15 protein-coding genes and 4 tRNA genes are annotated in these 15,880 nt (G+C 59.5%); 10 read left to right on the top strand and 9 right to left on the bottom strand.

Annotation, left to right across the window (positions count from 1 at the left end):
• Positions 1 to 65: 65 nt before the first annotated feature.
• Together IEX75_RS00860 and gloB are read right to left on the bottom strand one after the other, a co-directional pair.
• Positions 66 to 1,070 carry a LysM peptidoglycan-binding domain-containing protein gene (locus IEX75_RS00860; RefSeq protein WP_188792386.1) on the bottom strand — a complete coding sequence of 335 codons (1,005 nt, stop codon included), beginning with the start codon at positions 1,068 to 1,070 and terminating at the stop codon, positions 66 to 68.
• A 221-nt stretch (positions 1,071 to 1,291) separates the two neighbouring features.
• Positions 1,292 to 2,056 (bottom strand): hydroxyacylglutathione hydrolase, encoded by a 765-nt coding sequence (gene gloB, locus IEX75_RS00855; RefSeq protein ID WP_188792385.1) that lies wholly within the window; start codon positions 2,054 to 2,056, stop codon positions 1,292 to 1,294.
• Positions 2,057 to 2,314: 258 nt separating this feature from the next.
• Between gloB and IEX75_RS00850 the strand changes: the two genes are divergently transcribed.
• From IEX75_RS00850 to dnaQ, 3 genes are all read left to right on the top strand, one after another.
• Entirely contained in the window at positions 2,315 to 2,992 is a 678-nt protein-coding gene (locus IEX75_RS00850; protein WP_188792384.1) for a methyltransferase domain-containing protein, read from the top strand.
• Between the two features lie 39 nt (positions 2,993 to 3,031).
• A complete protein-coding gene (rnhA, locus tag IEX75_RS00845; RefSeq protein ID WP_188792383.1) occupies positions 3,032 to 3,481 on the top strand; it encodes a ribonuclease HI in 450 nt (149 codons plus the stop codon).
• A 281-nt stretch (positions 3,482 to 3,762) separates the two neighbouring features.
• The gene (dnaQ, locus tag IEX75_RS00840) at positions 3,763 to 4,482 is read left to right on the top strand and encodes a DNA polymerase III subunit epsilon (RefSeq protein ID WP_188792382.1); all 720 of its coding nucleotides are present in this window, start codon (positions 3,763 to 3,765) and stop codon (positions 4,480 to 4,482) included.
• Positions 4,483 to 4,542: 60 nt separating this feature from the next.
• On the opposite strand, the gene IEX75_RS00835 is transcribed toward dnaQ, so the two are convergent.
• The 4 genes from IEX75_RS00835 to ppsA all read right to left on the bottom strand — a co-directional run bounded on the left by IEX75_RS00835 (position 4,543) and on the right by ppsA (position 8,749).
• Entirely contained in the window at positions 4,543 to 5,244 is a 702-nt protein-coding gene (locus IEX75_RS00835; RefSeq protein ID WP_188792381.1) for a PP2C family protein-serine/threonine phosphatase, read from the bottom strand.
• A gap of 166 nt (positions 5,245 to 5,410) precedes the next feature.
• A tRNA-Ser gene (locus tag IEX75_RS00830) sits at positions 5,411 to 5,500 on the bottom strand.
• A 73-nt stretch (positions 5,501 to 5,573) separates the two neighbouring features.
• Positions 5,574 to 6,257: a signal peptidase I gene (gene lepB, locus IEX75_RS00825; RefSeq protein WP_188792380.1), complete on the bottom strand. Its 684-nt coding sequence runs from the start codon at positions 6,255 to 6,257 to the stop codon at positions 5,574 to 5,576.
• A gap of 116 nt (positions 6,258 to 6,373) precedes the next feature.
• Positions 6,374 to 8,749, bottom strand: a complete 2,376-nt coding sequence (ppsA, locus tag IEX75_RS00820) for a phosphoenolpyruvate synthase (RefSeq protein WP_188792379.1) — start codon at positions 8,747 to 8,749, stop codon at positions 6,374 to 6,376.
• Between the two features lie 227 nt (positions 8,750 to 8,976).
• Between ppsA and ppsR the strand changes: the two genes are divergently transcribed.
• Both ppsR and IEX75_RS00810 read left to right on the top strand, forming a co-directional pair.
• A complete protein-coding gene (ppsR, locus tag IEX75_RS00815; RefSeq protein WP_188792378.1) occupies positions 8,977 to 9,792 on the top strand; it encodes a posphoenolpyruvate synthetase regulatory kinase/phosphorylase PpsR in 816 nt (271 codons plus the stop codon).
• A 16-nt stretch (positions 9,793 to 9,808) separates the two neighbouring features.
• On the top strand, positions 9,809 to 10,285 hold the full coding sequence (locus IEX75_RS00810) for a DUF1249 domain-containing protein (RefSeq protein WP_188792377.1): 477 nt from the start codon (positions 9,809 to 9,811) through the stop codon (positions 10,283 to 10,285).
• A 77-nt stretch (positions 10,286 to 10,362) separates the two neighbouring features.
• Here IEX75_RS00810 and IEX75_RS00805 read toward each other — a convergent pair.
• The 3 genes from IEX75_RS00805 to IEX75_RS00795 all read right to left on the bottom strand — a co-directional run bounded on the left by IEX75_RS00805 (position 10,363) and on the right by IEX75_RS00795 (position 10,668).
• A tRNA-Asp gene (locus IEX75_RS00805) sits at positions 10,363 to 10,439 on the bottom strand.
• 69 nt (positions 10,440 to 10,508) lie between these two features.
• A tRNA-Glu gene (locus IEX75_RS00800) sits at positions 10,509 to 10,584 on the bottom strand.
• Positions 10,585 to 10,592: 8 nt separating this feature from the next.
• Positions 10,593 to 10,668: transfer RNA gene (locus IEX75_RS00795), tRNA-Ala, on the bottom strand.
• A gap of 159 nt (positions 10,669 to 10,827) precedes the next feature.
• On the opposite strand from IEX75_RS00795, the gene IEX75_RS00790 reads away from it, so the two are divergent.
• From IEX75_RS00790 to IEX75_RS00770, 5 genes are all read left to right on the top strand, one after another.
• A complete protein-coding gene (locus IEX75_RS00790) occupies positions 10,828 to 12,594 on the top strand; it encodes a cation:proton antiporter (protein WP_188792376.1) in 1,767 nt (588 codons plus the stop codon).
• Positions 12,595 to 12,762: 168 nt separating this feature from the next.
• Positions 12,763 to 13,542, top strand: coding sequence for an FKBP-type peptidyl-prolyl cis-trans isomerase (locus IEX75_RS00785; RefSeq protein ID WP_188792375.1), 780 nt, complete (start codon positions 12,763 to 12,765; stop codon positions 13,540 to 13,542).
• Between the two features lie 156 nt (positions 13,543 to 13,698).
• A complete protein-coding gene (locus IEX75_RS00780; protein ID WP_188792374.1) occupies positions 13,699 to 15,048 on the top strand; it encodes a UDP-glucose dehydrogenase family protein in 1,350 nt (449 codons plus the stop codon).
• A complete protein-coding gene (locus IEX75_RS00775; RefSeq protein ID WP_188792373.1) occupies positions 15,045 to 15,257 on the top strand; it encodes a SlyX family protein in 213 nt (70 codons plus the stop codon). Before IEX75_RS00780 ends, IEX75_RS00775 begins: the two co-directional genes overlap by 4 nt.
• A gap of 32 nt (positions 15,258 to 15,289) precedes the next feature.
• On the top strand, positions 15,290 to 15,862 hold the full coding sequence (locus IEX75_RS00770) for a DUF2058 domain-containing protein (RefSeq protein ID WP_188792372.1): 573 nt from the start codon (positions 15,290 to 15,292) through the stop codon (positions 15,860 to 15,862).
• Positions 15,863 to 15,880: the final 18 nt, after the last annotated feature.

The following is a 15,880-nucleotide window of genomic DNA, read 5'->3' as shown; positions in this document are numbered from 1 at the left end:
TCAAAAGAGCCGCTTTTTTATTTGGCACGTACGAAATAGCAATCGCCGTCAGTTCAGTAGCCGGGCTAGTCCAGCTTGAGTACCTGGCCTGGTTTCAGCGGTTTGCCATGCAGATGATTCAACCGCTCCAGCGTTTTTACGCTGACCGAATAGTTGTGTGCGATCTGCCAAAGGCTTTCACCAGGTTTCACGGTATGCGTCCGGACATGATGTGGTGCGTCGGCTTGCGTCGTGTCCTGCGACTTGTCGGCATACATGGCTGGCAAGGTTGTATCGGGTGAGGCGCTAGCCATCATGTCTTGATCGTTAGCGATCTGCATCGCATTGCGCAGCAACTCGGCATTACGATGCGGCATGAGCAAATGCCCGGGCGTATCCGCGCTGAGAAAATTGCTTTGCAACGCGGGGTTCAGCCGCTTCAGATCATCGGTTTCCATACCGGCATGACCGGCCGCAGCAGAGAGCGTCATGTCGTGATGAATTTGCACCGTTTCCAGGTGCTGATCGGCCGGTAGTATGGGCAGCTCCACATTGAAACGCGACGGGTCGCGTACCACGCAGGAAATCGCCAGCAGTTTGGTGAGATGTTCGCGAGTGACTTTCGGCACCGGCCATTTGGGAATAGCCGGTTCGTCCGGTGGCATCCCATGTTGCTGCACCATTCGCTGCACACCGTTTTCGCCGCGATTGAACGCGTAGTCGACTAGACGCCAGTCGTGCAGTTGATCGTGATAGTCGTGCAACATGTGCATCACGCCATCCGTCGCGGCGGAGGTGTCCAAACGTCCGTCGTAACCACGTTCCACGTGCAGGCCTATCACGTGCGCGGTGCTTTGTACGAGCTGCCACATGCCGGCCGGGAGATTGCGATGGCCAGGCACCGGCCGATACTGGCTTTCCACCCACGGCAACAGCACGAACTCGCCGGCAACGTCGTATTTCTCGGCTGCCTGCTGCACGTAAATGATGCGCGGCAGCGCGTCATTCATTTGCTGTTCGAAGCGCTGCGGGTTTTGCGTATAGCGATGCGCCCATACCATGATCTGGGGGTCTGCATCGCAATCGGACATCTCAAAGCTGCCGCGCAGCTTGTCCCATACATTAGCCTCTGTTTCCTGAGGTACAGCCTGAGACGATGACGCTTGCGGTACAGGTGAGGGCGAAGTCTGTGGCGGAGTTGGTGCAGGGCTTACCGTCGTCGGCACTATGGGTGCAGGTTTATTTGCGGGAGGCGTCGCGCATCCTGCCAACAAGGATGCCAGCGCAACAGGGAGAAGTCGCCGTGTGTAGCTCATGCCTGAAACACATCCTTGGCAGAGCGCAAAACAGCAAAGCGGGCGACCGGATCATTGGCCGCGCCATGCCGGCGGCACCAATCGATCACGTCCTCGCTGTCCACGCGCAGGAAAGGATTGCAAGCAAGTTCACTTGAGAGTGTTGCCGGAACACTGGGCTGATGCTTCGCACGCAGCTTTGCCACTTCGTCCAATCGCTGCTTGAGTGCTGCGTTTTCGGGCTCCACGGTTTGCGCGAAGCGTCCATTCGCAGCGGTGTATTCATGGCCACAGCACACGAGTAAGTTGCCAGGCAGTGATGCTATGCGCTGTAGCGAGGAAAGCATTTGCGCAGGCGTGCCTTCAAACAGACGGCCGCAGCCGAGGCTGAACAGCGTATCGCCGCACAACAGCACACCTTCACCGGCGTACACAATGTGGCTGAGCGTATGTCCCGGCACCGCGATCACCTGGAAACGCATAGCTGGCTGCGTGAGCGTAAGCGTGTCGCCATCGCGCACACGCTGTGTTGCTATGGCGATGCGCTCATCATCCGGCGCGTAAATCGGCACGTCGTGTGTTGTGCGCAGGGCATCGGCGCCACCGATGTGGTCGTTGTGATGGTGAGTCAACAGAATTGCGCACAGCTTCAGCTTGCGTGCGCGTAGGGCTTTTTCCACCGGCCCCGCTTCACCAGGGTCCACGACGATGGCATGGCCGCTGTCATCGTGCAGCAGCCAGATATAGTTGTCGGCAAGCGCCGGTAACGGTACGACGTGCAAGGGCGTTCTCCGCTCTGTTGCGCTGTCCGCGACGGATGGGCACCACGTTGCCCATGCAAAAACGGCCAGCACATCCTTCGTATCGACTGACGCAGGCTTCCTGGCTTGCGCGAGACGGCCGACTATATAGCCCGGGGCGCACCGGATCGTTAGATATGCGTTAATCGAAATATTGTTCGAATGCGGTTGTGCGACGGTTCGTCTTTGTAAAGCCAGCCGCTAAACTCTGCCTACATGCTTTCGACAGGCCCCCGGTAGATGCTCCAGCGCGCCCACGATATCTACGCAAGTGCGCCCATGCGTGGTCTGCTGGCCGATGAGATGGTGGCCTACATGCCTGATGTTCGCCGCTGCGCCGGCACCCGGGCGCTGCTGCTTTCTGCGGCGGCGGACGATGCGCCGCCGAATCCACCTTATTTGGGGCAGTGGGTCGCACTGCGTCTTGCCGAAGGCAACTTTCAGGGCGATGTTTGCGCGCGCGCGGATGAGCCCCTGCCTTTCATGGACGGGGTTTTCGACCTGGTCCTTCTGCGCCATGCGCTGGAACTGGCGCCGCTGTCCCTGGATGAGATCGTGCGCGTGCTGGCGCCTGGTGGGTTACTGGTGCTTACGGGAGTCAGTCCGTTGAGCGGGTGGACTCCCTGGTGGCTGTGGCGGACGCGAGGCAGCACTGCGCACGCCCGGTCGCCCATTCAGCTTGCTGCGCGCTTGCGTCGAGCGGAAGTGCAGGTGGAACGTGTGCAGCGCGTGGGCCAATGGCTGCCGCTTGCCTCGGGCGTTCCCAGTGGGACGCACGGCTGGCTGGGTGGTGGCTACGTGCTGGTGGCACGTAAGCGTGGTCCTGCCAGCGCACCAACCCGGCTGCGGCCAAAGCCCGTAACCGCACCCGTGCGAGCCGGCCTAGCGCCTGGCGCGCGACGTAGCTCGGTAAGCTGATAATAAGACCATCAACACGGAAACAACGGAGCGGAACGAGTGGCGGAAGTGGAAGCGTTTACCGATGGCGCGTGCCTTGGCAATCCTGGCCCGGGAGGGTGGGCGGCCTTGTTGAGAGCGAAAGGTACCGAGCGCTTGCTGAGTGGCGGCGAGGCTCAAACCACCAACAACCGCATGGAGTTGCTGGCCGCCATTCAGGCCCTCGAGGCGCTCAAACGTCCATGCCAAGTAGTGCTTACGACGGATTCCCGCTACGTGATGCAAGGAATCGAGGAATGGGTGCCGCGCTGGATCAGCAATGGTTGGCGGACGGCTGACAAAAAGCCGGTGAAGAATCAGGATCTGTGGCAGCGGCTGGCAGCGGCTGCAGCACCGCACAAGATTCGCTGGGAGTGGGTGCGAGGCCACAGCGGGCACGATGAAAATGAGCGTGTCGATCAGGCAGCGCGCCAGCAAGCAGAGCAATTCAGGAAAGCAGGGGTGCTCTGATCCGTTTTGCGTAGGCGGCATGATGTCCAGACGGCTTGCAGGGTGTGTTGCGCGGCGCAGGGCAGACTGGCCGTCTGTTCAAGCCGCGCGGCGCAGCCTGCGAGCCGTCTGGACATCACCCCATCATTCAAATTCAATACGCAGGGGCCGGCCCTGTCTGTCCGCATGCCTTCGGTCCATCGCCTCGACAGACGGCCAGTCTGCCCTCGCCGATGGCCCTGCGGCCTGCGAACAGACAGGGCCGGTGACGCCTACGCAAAACGGATCAGAGCACCCCTTGCATGAGACAGATAGTTCTCGATACCGAAACCACAGGCCTTGAAGTCCGCCAGGGTCATCGTCTGATCGAAATCGCCTGCGTGGAGATGGTGGAGCGCAGGCTTACTGGCCGGCACTACCAAACCTACCTCAATCCCGAACGAGCCATCGATGAAGGCGCGCGTGCAGTTACCGGCATCGAGGACGAATTCCTGCTCGACAAGCCGCGCTTTCACGAGGTTGTGGATGAGTTTCTGGCCTTCATTGGCGACGCCGAGCTGATCATCCACAACGCGGCCTTCGACGTTGGCTTCTTAAACGCCGAACTCGCCCGCGCGGGCGCGCATTACGGCAGCATTGCCGATCGCTGCAACGTGCTGGATACGCTGCTGATGGCGCGTGAGCGCTATCCGGGACAGCGCAATAGCCTCGACGCGTTGTGCAAACGCCTCGGCGTCGACAACTCGGCGCGTGATCTGCATGGCGGCTTGATCGACGCGCAGCTGCTGGCGGACGTCTATCTGGCGATGACGTCAGGCCAGGTCGTGCTGGATCTCGGCTTTGAAGGCGGAACCGAAACCACCGGTGTGCGTGCAGTGATTGCGCCTTTGGTATTGGCGCGTCGGCCGCGTGTGTTGCGTGCGAGCGAAGAAGAAGTCAACGCGCACTTGAAGCGCCTGGATGCGTTGGACAAGAGTGCGGGCGGTCAGTCCGTGTGGCGCAAACAAGAAATGGAAGCTTGATTTCCCGTGTACTTGCTTGCGTGGCAATGATCGCCGTTGGGGCTACAAGCCCCTTGAAGCCTAGTGAATTCGCGCCAAAATCGCCGTAACGTTATCGCTACCGCCGCCTTCGAGCGCGGCGAGCAGCAAATGATCGAGGCATTCCTGCGCCGCCAGATCACGCCGGCCCATGATCTCTTCGATGCGGTCGTCGTTCACTTCTTCGGTCAATCCATCACTGCATGCCAGGAAACTCATACCCGGTTCGAGCCGGCCCTTTGCCATGCTGATGTGCAACTGGTCGAGCGCCGTGATGCCAAGGGCTTGCGTGAGGATGTTGCGTTGAGGATGGCGTTTGGCTTGCGTTTCATCGATCGCGCCAGCCTCCACCAGCCGTTGCACCAGCGAGTGATCGTGACTGATCTGGCGCAAGCCGTTTTTCCATTGATAGATGCGGCTGTCACCCACCCAGACCACTTCGTAGTCCTGTTCCGTAAAACGGATGGCGGCTATCGTGGTGCCCATCGGCAGTGCGTCGTCATAGCGCTGTGCATGTCCCAGCAATTTTGCTGCCGCGCCATGCACGGCTTCGGCTAATGATTTGCCCTTGCGTACCAAGTCCACGATCGCATCGCGCGCCATCGCCGAGGCCACTTCGCCATGCTGATGCCCGCCCATGCCATCGGCGACCAGAAACAGGCCAAGCGCCGCGTCGGCATAGTAGGTGTCTTCGTTACGCGTGCGGCGCAAACCGACATGGGTTCCGTGTCCGAATTCGATCATGGCTTTCAGCTGTGTGAATGGGGGCAGCATGCCGGATGTGAGTGAGCGGCGCAAAAGCTTTGCGAATGCTTTCACATATCGAGATGATCGCAATCTGGTTGAGTTGTGCCGCTGGGTCTGCCTGGCCATTCATAAAAAAACGCCCGCAAGGGGCGTTCTTTTAGAGTGGCGGAGAGGGTGGGATTCGAACCCACGGTACGCTTACACGTACGCCTGATTTCGAGTCAGGTACATTCGACCACTCTGCCACCTCTCCGAAAGGGTGCGTTACCGGTCGCGCCAGCCGAACATGATACGTGTTGGGCGTAGCCGTGACAACTGGCGCCGAGCTATCGATTGCTGTCCAGCCGGGCTCCCAGCCGCTGCGCACGGGGCAGGTAATGATGGTCCGGGTCCAGCGACAGCGCCACGTAGCGGGAGCGCCCGACGATTTCGTTGCGCGGGAAAAACCCAAAGTAGCGCGAGTCCATGCTGTTGTCGCGATTGTCGCCCAGCAACAGGTAGTGGCTGGCGAGTACGGTGACGGGACCGAAGTCTCGCGCTTCGCTGGGCCTATAGAGTGAAAGCCGGATGAGGTGTTGCATGTCGCCCGCCCGCTCGACTTGGTAAAGGGCCGGATCCTGCAGATCGTCATGGATGCCCGTGACGGTCGCCGACGCATAGTGAGCAGCAACGCCATTGATGTAGAGCACGTTGTTGCGCATCGCGACGACATCGCCAGGAATACCAATCACGCGTTTCACCAGCTTCTCGTTGGCCGCACGCGAGTCGAGCACGACGATGTCCCCGCGTTGGGGATCGGCCAGATGGATGAGCGACACATGGGTAAACGGCACGCGGATGTCGTAAGCCGCTTTGTCGACCAGGATGCGGTCGCCGATCTGGATGGTGGGTTGCATCGAGCCGGTAGGTACTACGTTCCAGTCAGCGAGGGCGCTGCGGAACATGAGCATACCGAGCATGAAGACGAAGAAGCCTTTGTTGCGGGAAAGAAAGGACAACATCTGGCGCATGGCATACCCCTTGGTTGGAGTGGCGTTCCAGCAAGAGTGGACACCTGGCTTGTCGTTGAAGTTTCCTGACTCCCCAAAGCAAATGGGGCGATGTCGCCATCGCCCCGTCGCCTGGCTTACGCCGTGGCTTTCTTTTTCGCAAGCCGCAACCAGGTATCCACGACGGTATCGGGATTGAGCGACACCGATTCGATGCCCTGGTCCATCAGCCATTCGGCCAGATCCGGATGATCCGACGGGCCCTGGCCGCAGATGCCCACGTACTTGCCGCGCTCACGCGCCGTCTTGATCGCCATGGCCAGCAGTTTCTTCACGGCTGGATCGCGTTCGTCGAACAGGTGGGCGACCACGCTGGAGTCGCGATCCAGGCCGAGCGTGAGCTGGGTGAGATCGTTCGAGCCGATCGAGAAACCATCGAAGATATCCAGGAATTCATCCGCGAGCAGCGCATTCGACGGCAGCTCGCACATCATAATGACCTTGAGCTCATGCTCGCCTTGCTTGAGTCCGTTCTTGGCGAGTACCTCGACCACCTTGCGACCTTCATCGAGCGTGCGTACGAACGGGATCATCACCCATACGTTGGTGAGTCCCATCACTTCGCGCACGTGCTTGACCGCCTTGCATTCCAGCCCGAACGATTCGGCGAAACCTGCGTCGACATAGCGGCTGGCGCCGCGGTAGCCGATCATCGGGTTTTCTTCGTGCGGCTCGTAGCGCTGGCCGCCAAGCAGGTTGGCGTATTCGTTGGATTTGAAATCCGACAGGCGCACGATCACTGGCTTGGGGTACACCGACGCGGCGATGGTGGCGATGCCTTCGGCCAGGCGATCGATGTAGAAGCTCACCGGATCTTTGTAGCCGGCAATGCGTGCGTCGATCTTCGTCTTGGTTTCTGCATCCTGTCGGTTGTATTCGAGCAACGCCTTCGGGTGCACGCCGATATGGCTGGCGATGATCATCTCCAGTCGTGCCAAGCCGATGCCTGCATTAGGGAGCATGCCGAAGTCGAACGCACGCTCCGGGTTGGCAACGTTCATCATGATCTTCAGTGGCGCTTCCGGCATCGCACCGAGATCCGCCGTGACGCGATCGAATTTCAGCTGTCCTTCGTAGATCATGCCGGTGTCGCCTTCGGCGCACGAGACGGTGACGTCATGGCCGTCGGGAATCGTGTCCAGCGCGTGGCCAGTGCCGACCACGGCAGGTACGCCCAGTTCGCGTGCAATGATCGCCGCGTGGCAAGTGCGGCCGCCGCGATTGGTAACGATGGCCGAGGCGCGCTTCATCACCGGCTCCCAATCCGGGTCGGTCATGTCAGCGACCAGCACGTCGCCTTGCTGCACTTTGTTCATATCGGCAAGCGAGCGGATCACGCGTGCTTTGCCGCTGCCGATCTTCTGGCCAATGGCGCGGCCTTCAGCCAGCACCTTGCCTTTTTCATTCAGATGGAAACGTTCCAACTGCGTGGCGTGAGAGCGCGACTTCACCGTTTCCGGACGTGCCTGCACGATGTACAGCTTGCCGGTGTTGCCGTCCTTCGCCCATTCGATATCCATCGGGCGCTTGTAGTGCTGCTCGATGACTAGCGATTGCTTGGCCAGTTCCTGCACGTCTTCGTCGGTGATGCAGAAGCGGTTGCGATCGGCGACCGGCGTTTCTTCGATGCGAACGCGCTCGCCCGGTTTGTTCGAATAAACCATGCGTTGCTGCTTGGCGCCGAGGCTGCGACGCAGTACGGCTGGTTTGCCGGCTTTCAACGTGGGTTTGAAAACATAAAATTCATCCGGGTTGACCGCACCTTGCACGACCATTTCGCCCAGGCCGTAACTGCCGGTGACGAACACTACGTCGCGGAAGCCGGATTCGGTATCGAGCGTGAATAGCACGCCGGAGGCGCCCACGTCCGAATGCACCATCAGCTGCACGCCTGCGGAGAGGAACACATCTTCGTGCTTGAAGCCTTGGTGCACGCGATAGGCGATTGCACGATCGTTGTATAGCGAGGCGAAAACTTCCTTCACCTTGTGCAGCACATCGTCGATGCCGACCACGTTGAGGAAGGTTTCCTGCTGGCCAGCGAAGGATGCGTCCGGTAAATCTTCCGCGGTGGCAGAGGAGCGTACGGCCACGGCGATATTGTCGCTGCCGGCGTCCTTGCACAGCTTGACGTAGGCATCGCGAATCGCTTGCTCGAGATCGGCGGGTAGGGCTGTATCGACGATCCAGCCGCGGATTTCCTTGCCGCTGGCGACCAGTGCATCCACGTCGTCGACATCCAACGTGGTCAGCCGTTCGGCGATTCGCTTGGATAGGCCGCTCTTTTCCAGGTACTGCTGGAAAGCTTGGGCCGTGGTGGCGAATCCGCCAGGCACTGACACCCCAAGCTGGGCCAGGTTGCCGATCATCTCGCCGAGCGACGCGTTCTTGCCGCCTACTTTGCCAAGGTCGGTCATGCGCAGTTGGTCGAGCCAAAGCACCAGATCGTTCAAGGGGGTCTCCTCAAGAGCTTCAATGGAAAAAAGTGGGCTGCCATACCGGACGAAATCGGTCGCATAAGACTGGTATTGTCCGCTGCCGATGGTGCACGGCACAAGAAGACCATTGCCATCATGTGACACGCCACCTGCATACCAGTCAGACAAAAGTCAAGCAAAGACAGGACTTCATGCTTGGGTTAAGGTGCCTGGCAAGGATCCGTTCCGCCCATGGAAAACGCATGCAACGCTCGGTTTTTTTCATCTCCGATTCCACTGGTATTACGGCCGAGACGATCGGAAACAGCATTCTTGCCCAGTTCGAGGGGGTGCAATTCGAAAAGCACCGCTTGCCGTTCATCGACACCCCGCAGAAGGCGGAGAATGCCGCGCTGCGCATCAAGACGCGGTATGCGCAGAGCGGGCATCGGCCGATCGTGGTCAACACCATGGCCGATCCTGCATTGTGCGAGATCGTGGCGACCAGCGGCGCGCTGATGCTGGACGTGTTCGCGCCGTTTATTGGGCCGCTGGAGGATGAGCTGAGTACGCGGCATTCGGGCGCTGTGAACCGTTCGCACGGTCTGGTGGATTCCGCCAAATACGAAGCGCGCATCAACGCCACCAATTACGCCTTGAGCCATGACGATGGCATGGCGGTGGACTACGCCCAAGCCGATCTGATCCTGGTGGGTGTGTCGCGCTCGGGCAAAACGCCGACGTGCCTGTACATGGCCTTGCATTACGGCATTTGCGCCGCCAACTACCCTTTGACCGAGGAAGACCTGGATAAGCTCGAGCTCCCGGCCCGCCTGCGTACCAACAAGCACCGCCTGTTTGGCCTCACCATCGAAGCTCAGCGTCTGGCGCAGATTCGCGAAGAGCGGCGCCCGGGTAGCCGGTATGCCACGCTGAAGCAATGCCGCTGGGAGCTGGAGCAGGCCGAGCGGCTTATGCGCCAGGCCAGTATCCCGTATCTCAACACCACGCACGTTTCGATCGAAGAGATTGCGAGCAAAATCCTCGATCAATTCGGTATCGAAAAAACTATGTATTGAGGATCGCCCCTGTCCCATGAGTGCCGTACTCGACCGCCGCACCGCCTTGCTACCAGGACGCTTCGAGTTCCTGATGGGACTCTATGCCGAGAACTACCATCGGCTGACGCGTCTGTTCGCGCCGCAACAGTTGGAGCTGGGTGATTACGTCTCGGATGTCGACGACGGTCTTCCGGTTCATCTGGTGCTGCAAGAGCGACATCCATATACGTTGGAACTTGAACTTACCTATGGCTTCGTCGACGCGCAGACCGGACGTCGCACGCCTTCGGCGCAGCTGCGCATGTATAGCGATGCGCACGTCGCCGAAGCCCTGCATTGCCACCCCGGCCGCCACCTGTGGCAGGTGCTTGGACCGTTTCCGGCAGCGCATTCGGTATTCCAACACCGCTTGCAGATGAACACCTTCCTGACGCGCTGGCTTGAATACCTGGCGGAGCAGGGGCATTCGGCAGGGACGCTGGAGCGCGTCTTCAAACAGAAGGGCGGCTGAACCTGTTTCTCCAGGAGGGAGAAGAGGAAGTTTTTCGTGGGCAACAAAAAACCCGCAACGTGCGGGCTTCTTGGAAATGGCGGAGCGGACGGGACTCGAACCCGCGACCTCCGGCGTGACAGGCCAGCATTCTAACCGACTGAACTACCGCTCCACGTTTTACAGCCTTATCAGCAACCAACCTACTAAGTCCTTTTCCATCCCACCCAATACTTAGGTGAAATGGCGTCCCCACGGGGATTCGAACCCCGGTCGCCACCGTGAAAGGGTGATGTCCTAGGCCTCTAGACGATGGGGACGTATGTGTTGGTGGAGCCAGCCGGGATCGAACCGGCGACCTCTTGCATGCCATGCAAGCGCTCTCCCAGCTGAGCTATGGCCCCGCCGCTGGAAGCCAGAAAGAATAGGGTGGGTTCTGTATTCCGTCAAGCAATTTTTAGAAAAAAGTTCATGCCGCGTGAATCACTCAAAGAGGCATGACGGCGCAAGCGAAATCGTGGCATCGGGTTAAGCTGTGCTTGAGTCGTATTCATGGGCACTGCATGCACGATATCGGTTTCATTCGCGACCTCGCTCTGGTGATGCTCGTGGCTGGCGCTACGACGATTTTGTTCCAGCGGCTGCGGCTGCCCGTGCTTCCGGGTTACATACTGGCAGGTGTCGTGATTGGCCCGCATACACCAGGTGTGCTGGTTGCTGATGCGCGTGCCATTGCCGATATCTCGAACCTTGGTGTCGTGCTGCTGATGTTCACGCTAGGTCTCGAGTTCAGCGTGCGCAAACTGCGGCAGGTGGGTGGCACTGTCTTGCTGATCACCGTGATCGAAGTGGGCTTCATGCTGTGGCTGGGCTATCAGCTTGGTCAGCTGTTCGGTTGGGGCGACCGTAACGCCCTGTTTCTAGGTGCCATCGTGGCGCTGTCCTCCACCATGGTGGCCATGCGCGCGCTGGAGGAAACAGGGTTCCGTCAATGGCCGTTCGCGCGTCTGGTGATCGGTATGCTGGTAGCGGAGGACATGCTCACCATCGTGCTACTCACCTTGCTTACCGCGATCGCCATCAGCGGTACGGTTGAGACGGGAACGGCTTTCACAGTCGTCGGGCACCTCGGTTTGTTCGTCGTTGCAGGCATAATCGTCGGGCTTTTGCTGGTGCCGCGGCTGGTGGATTACGTAGCGCATTTCGATCGCGATGAAACCTTGCTGGTCAGCGTGCTTGGCATCTGCTTCGGTACTAGCTTGCTGGCCGCATGGCTGGGTTTCAGCGTCGCACTGGGTGCGTTTTTGGCTGGCGCGGTGGTGGCCGAAGCACGTAGTGCTGCGCGCGTTGTTCATCTGGTTGAACCATTGCGCGACATGTTCGCTGCGCTGTTTTTCGTGGCGATCGGCTTGAAGATTGATCCATCCTTGCTTATGCATTACGCATTGCCTGCCGTGTTCATTGCTTTGACGGTGATGATCGGCAAAAGCGTGGTGTGCAGCGTCGGCATGTTCTTCATTGGCCACGATCTGCGCACATCGCTGCGTGCTGGGCTTTGCATGGCGCAAATCGGTGAGTTCTCGTTCGTGATCGCTACGCTTGGGCTCACGTTGCATGCCGTGGACAATTTCATCTATCCGACGGCGGTGGCGGCAGCGCTGATTTGCATGGTGATTTCACCGTATCTGCTGCGCTCTGCTGATTTGCTCGTCAAAGCAGGCAAGCATGTGGTGCCGCGGCCGTTGCGGCTCGTCATTACCAGCTACAGCGGTTGGCTGGAAAATTTGCGGCCCGTCAACGAGAACGCTGTCGTGGCGCATATGTTTCGCCGATTGCTTTGGCACATTGCGGTGAACATCGCGCTTGTGGTCACGCTGTTCGTGATTGGCGCTTATGTCAATGCGCATAACGCAGCCTGGTTTGAACGATGGGGGCTTGGTCGTGACATGCGTCACTCGTTGATCTGGGCATGCGCGCTATTTCTATCGCTGCCGCTGCTGATTGCGGTGTATCGCAAAGCCGAAGCCTTGGGGATGTTGCTGGCGGAATTAGGCATACGTGAGCGTTTTGCCGGCGCATATACACAAGCCATCCGGCAGGTTCTTGCGAAACTGATTCCATTGGCAACGTTGCTGGTACTGGCCCTGCTAGTTGGCGTATTGGGTTCGACGATTTTGCCGCCGCGTGGCGTAGCGCTTTCTCTGGTCGCTGTGTGCGTGATTTTCGCCGTTATTCTTTGGCGCGGTCTGGTCAAGATGCACGCGAGATTGCAGGCGGCATTGCGGGAAACGCTGGAAAAGCCTTCATCTCCTCCTAACGAAACGAGCTGAATGAGGCACTGCGCACAGTTGCAGGCCTGAACTTTTGAGGGGAAGGGTGGTCAAGTTCGGATCGTCGTTGCCAAGACCGGACTGGACACAGCACAATGCGTGGCCAGCCTCCATTTGGGGGGAGGTCCGGCTCGGCACGCCGGCATATCCATGACTAGGGAGTTCCAAATGAAGCATTTTCTGCGACCCACGCTGACGGCGGCCGCGCTGGCCGTTGCGCTGGGCATGACCGCCGCTGGCGCGCAGGCCCAGACGTCCAGCACCGCAGCAACCGGTACCGTCGACAAGACCAAGGCCAGCGAAATCATGGGCTATCAGTTGGCCGGCCAGATTCCTGGGCCGATGCGCGAACTGGTAGACCCGGCAGCTGTGGGTCGTGCAGTGACTGCCGCGCTGAGCGGCCAGAAGCCCAGCATGTCCGAAGCCGAAGCGTCCACTGTGTGGAAGGGCTTCGTCGCGCAGGCAGAAGCCAAGGGCAAGCAAGAATTTGACACGCTGTCGGCCAAGAACAAGGCTGAAGGCGATGCCTTCCTCGCCAAGAACAAGAGTGCTTCTGGCGTGAAGACCACGGCGTCCGGTCTGCAGTACCAGGTGGTCACTCAGGGCACCGGCTCCCGTCCGGGTCCGAACGACACCGTGAAGGTGAACTACAAGGGCACCTTCGTGAATGGCGAAGTGTTCGACAGCTCTGAGAAGAACAATCCGCCGGGACCGACTGCGATTCCGTTGGCCCGCGTGATTCCGGGCTTCCGCGAAGGTCTGCAGCTGATGCAGGTGGGTGGTCATTACAAGTTCTTCATTCCGCCGAATCTTGCTTACGGCGCGGAGCCGAACCGTCCGTTCCCGCCGAACGAAACGCTGATTTTCGACGTGACCCTGGTGAGCACTGGCCCGACACCGGCTGGCGCTGCTCCGCAGGGCGGCGGCGAAAGTGGCGGCGGCCAGTAATCGTTTCGGTTACAACGCGATGCATGGCGACGGGGCGCGATCATTCGCGCCCCGTTTGTTTTGCATTGGTTCAAGCAGGCGCCTGTGTCGTTGACATGGCCGTTTCTTTTGGCGCTGCTAAAATCCTCGCTTTCAACAAGGCATTGACCCGACACGATGAAACTCACGATTTTTGGTACCGGCTATGTAGGACTGGTTACCGGAGCCTGCCTGGCCGAGATGGGTAACCATGTCGTTTGTGTAGATATCGATGAAAACAAGGTTGCTCGTCTTGGCCGTGGCGAGATACCTATCTTCGAACCGGGCCTTGAGCCGATCGTGCGGCGCAATCATGCCAATGGGCAGCTTGAATTCACCACCGATGCGGCATCTGCTGTCGCGCATGCGCAGATCATCTTTATCGCGGTCGGCACGCCATCGGATGAAGATGGCAGCGCTGATCTGCAATATGTATTGAGTGTTGCCCGTTCCATCGGACGGCATCTGGATCGTTATGCGGTGATTGTCAACAAGTCCACCGTGCCGGTGGGTACGGCTGATCGCGTTCGCGAAGCAGTGGCCGCCGAGCTTGCGGGGCGGGGAGCGATCATCGATTTCGATGTGGCGTCCAATCCTGAATTTCTGAAGGAAGGCGACGCAGTCGAAGATTGCCTGCGCCCGGATCGCATCGTGATCGGCGCTTCAAGCGAGCGCGCCGTCGGCCTGCTGCGCAAGCTGTATGCGCCATTCAATCGCAGCCATGACCGTACCGTGGTCATGGACGTGCGCTCGGCCGAGCTCACCAAGTACGCGGCCAACGCCATGCTGGCCACGAAGATCAGCTTCATGAATGAGATTGCGAATATCGCTGAGCGTGTCGGCGCTGACATCGAATTGGTGCGCCAGGGCATTGGTTCAGATCCGCGGATTGGCTATCACTTCATCTATCCCGGTGCGGGCTACGGTGGCTCGTGCTTTCCGAAAGATGTGCAAGCACTGGAGCGTACGGCGCGAGGGGTGGGTTATAACGCGCGCTTGCTTGAGGCTGTCGAGGCAGTCAATCACGACCAGAAGGTCAAGCTGTTCGATTTTCTCCTGAGTCACTTCGATGGCAACGTGCGCGGACGAACGATCGCTTTGTGGGGACTGGCTTTCAAACCCAATACCGACGACATGCGTGAGGCATCCAGTCGCCGGCTGATGGAAGCATTGTGGGACGCCGGCGCCAAGGTGCGCGCATTCGATCCTGAGGCACGCGACGAAACACGCCGCTTGTATGGCGAACGCAGCGACTTGGTGCTGTGCGACAACGCCTATCAGGCGCTGGATGGTGCCGATGCGCTGGCGATCATCACGGAGTGGAAGGCTTTCCGTAGCCCCGATTTCGCCCGTATCCGTGCGATGCTCAAGGAGCCGGTGATGTTCGACGGGCGCAACATGTATGAACCTGCGGTCGTGGAAGAGGCGGGCCTGGCGTACTACGGTGTCGGCCGTGGGCGTAGCGTGTCTCGATCGAAAGTGTCATGAGCCAAACCGAACAGCGCCTCACGGAACTGGAAGTCCGGCTCGCTTTTATCGATGATGCCGTCCAGGCACTGGTGGCCGCGGACGCCGACCAATCCCTGCGCATTGCGACCTTGGAGCGCCTGGTACGTGATCTACGCAATGAACTGGAAACGGTGCGCCTCGGGCAGTCACCTGATCCGCACAGCGAACCGCCGCCGCCACACTACTGATAGAACGTAAAACGTAACACCGGATTTCAATCATGGTCGATTCATTGCGAGATCAGCTTCTGAAGAGCGGCATCGTCAAGCAACTCAAGGACGAGAAGCGCCAGCAGCAGCCGGCACCAAGGCCGCACGCTCCCTCTGCGAAAGGCAAGCCGCCGCATCACAAGCCACCGCATCAGCCCAAGCCAGCACGGAAAGAGGGCGAGATCGATCTGGCCAAGGCTTACGCCATTCGCGCCCATACCGAGGCCGAAGAGCGCAAGCGCGCCGAACAGGAGGCCGCCGAGCAGGCGCGCTTAAAGCGTGAGCGCAAGGCGAAAGTGCAGAAACTGCTTGAAGGCCAGATATTGAACAAGGCCGATGGCGATCAGGTACGCCATTTCGAATATGGCGGAAAGATTCGCCGCGTCTACGTGGACGCCAACCAGCTTGCCGACCTCAACGCCGGCAAGCTGGGCATTGTGCAGAACGCTGGCCGTTATCTGGTGGTGACGCAGACCGTGGCCGAGCAGGTGCGTGAGATCGATTCGCACCTGGTGGCTCTGTTGGTGGATCCGGCCGCTGTCGGTGTGGATGAAGAAGGCATTCCCGATGATTTGATGTGGTGAGTGGTGCACGTTGGGGCG

This window comes from Dyella nitratireducens (assembly GCF_014642835.1).
GTDB lineage: Bacteria > Pseudomonadota > Gammaproteobacteria > Xanthomonadales > Rhodanobacteraceae > Dyella_B > Dyella_B nitratireducens.
Note: the sequence above shows the minus strand (reverse complement) of the source record. Positions and strands in the feature narration are given on the sequence as shown.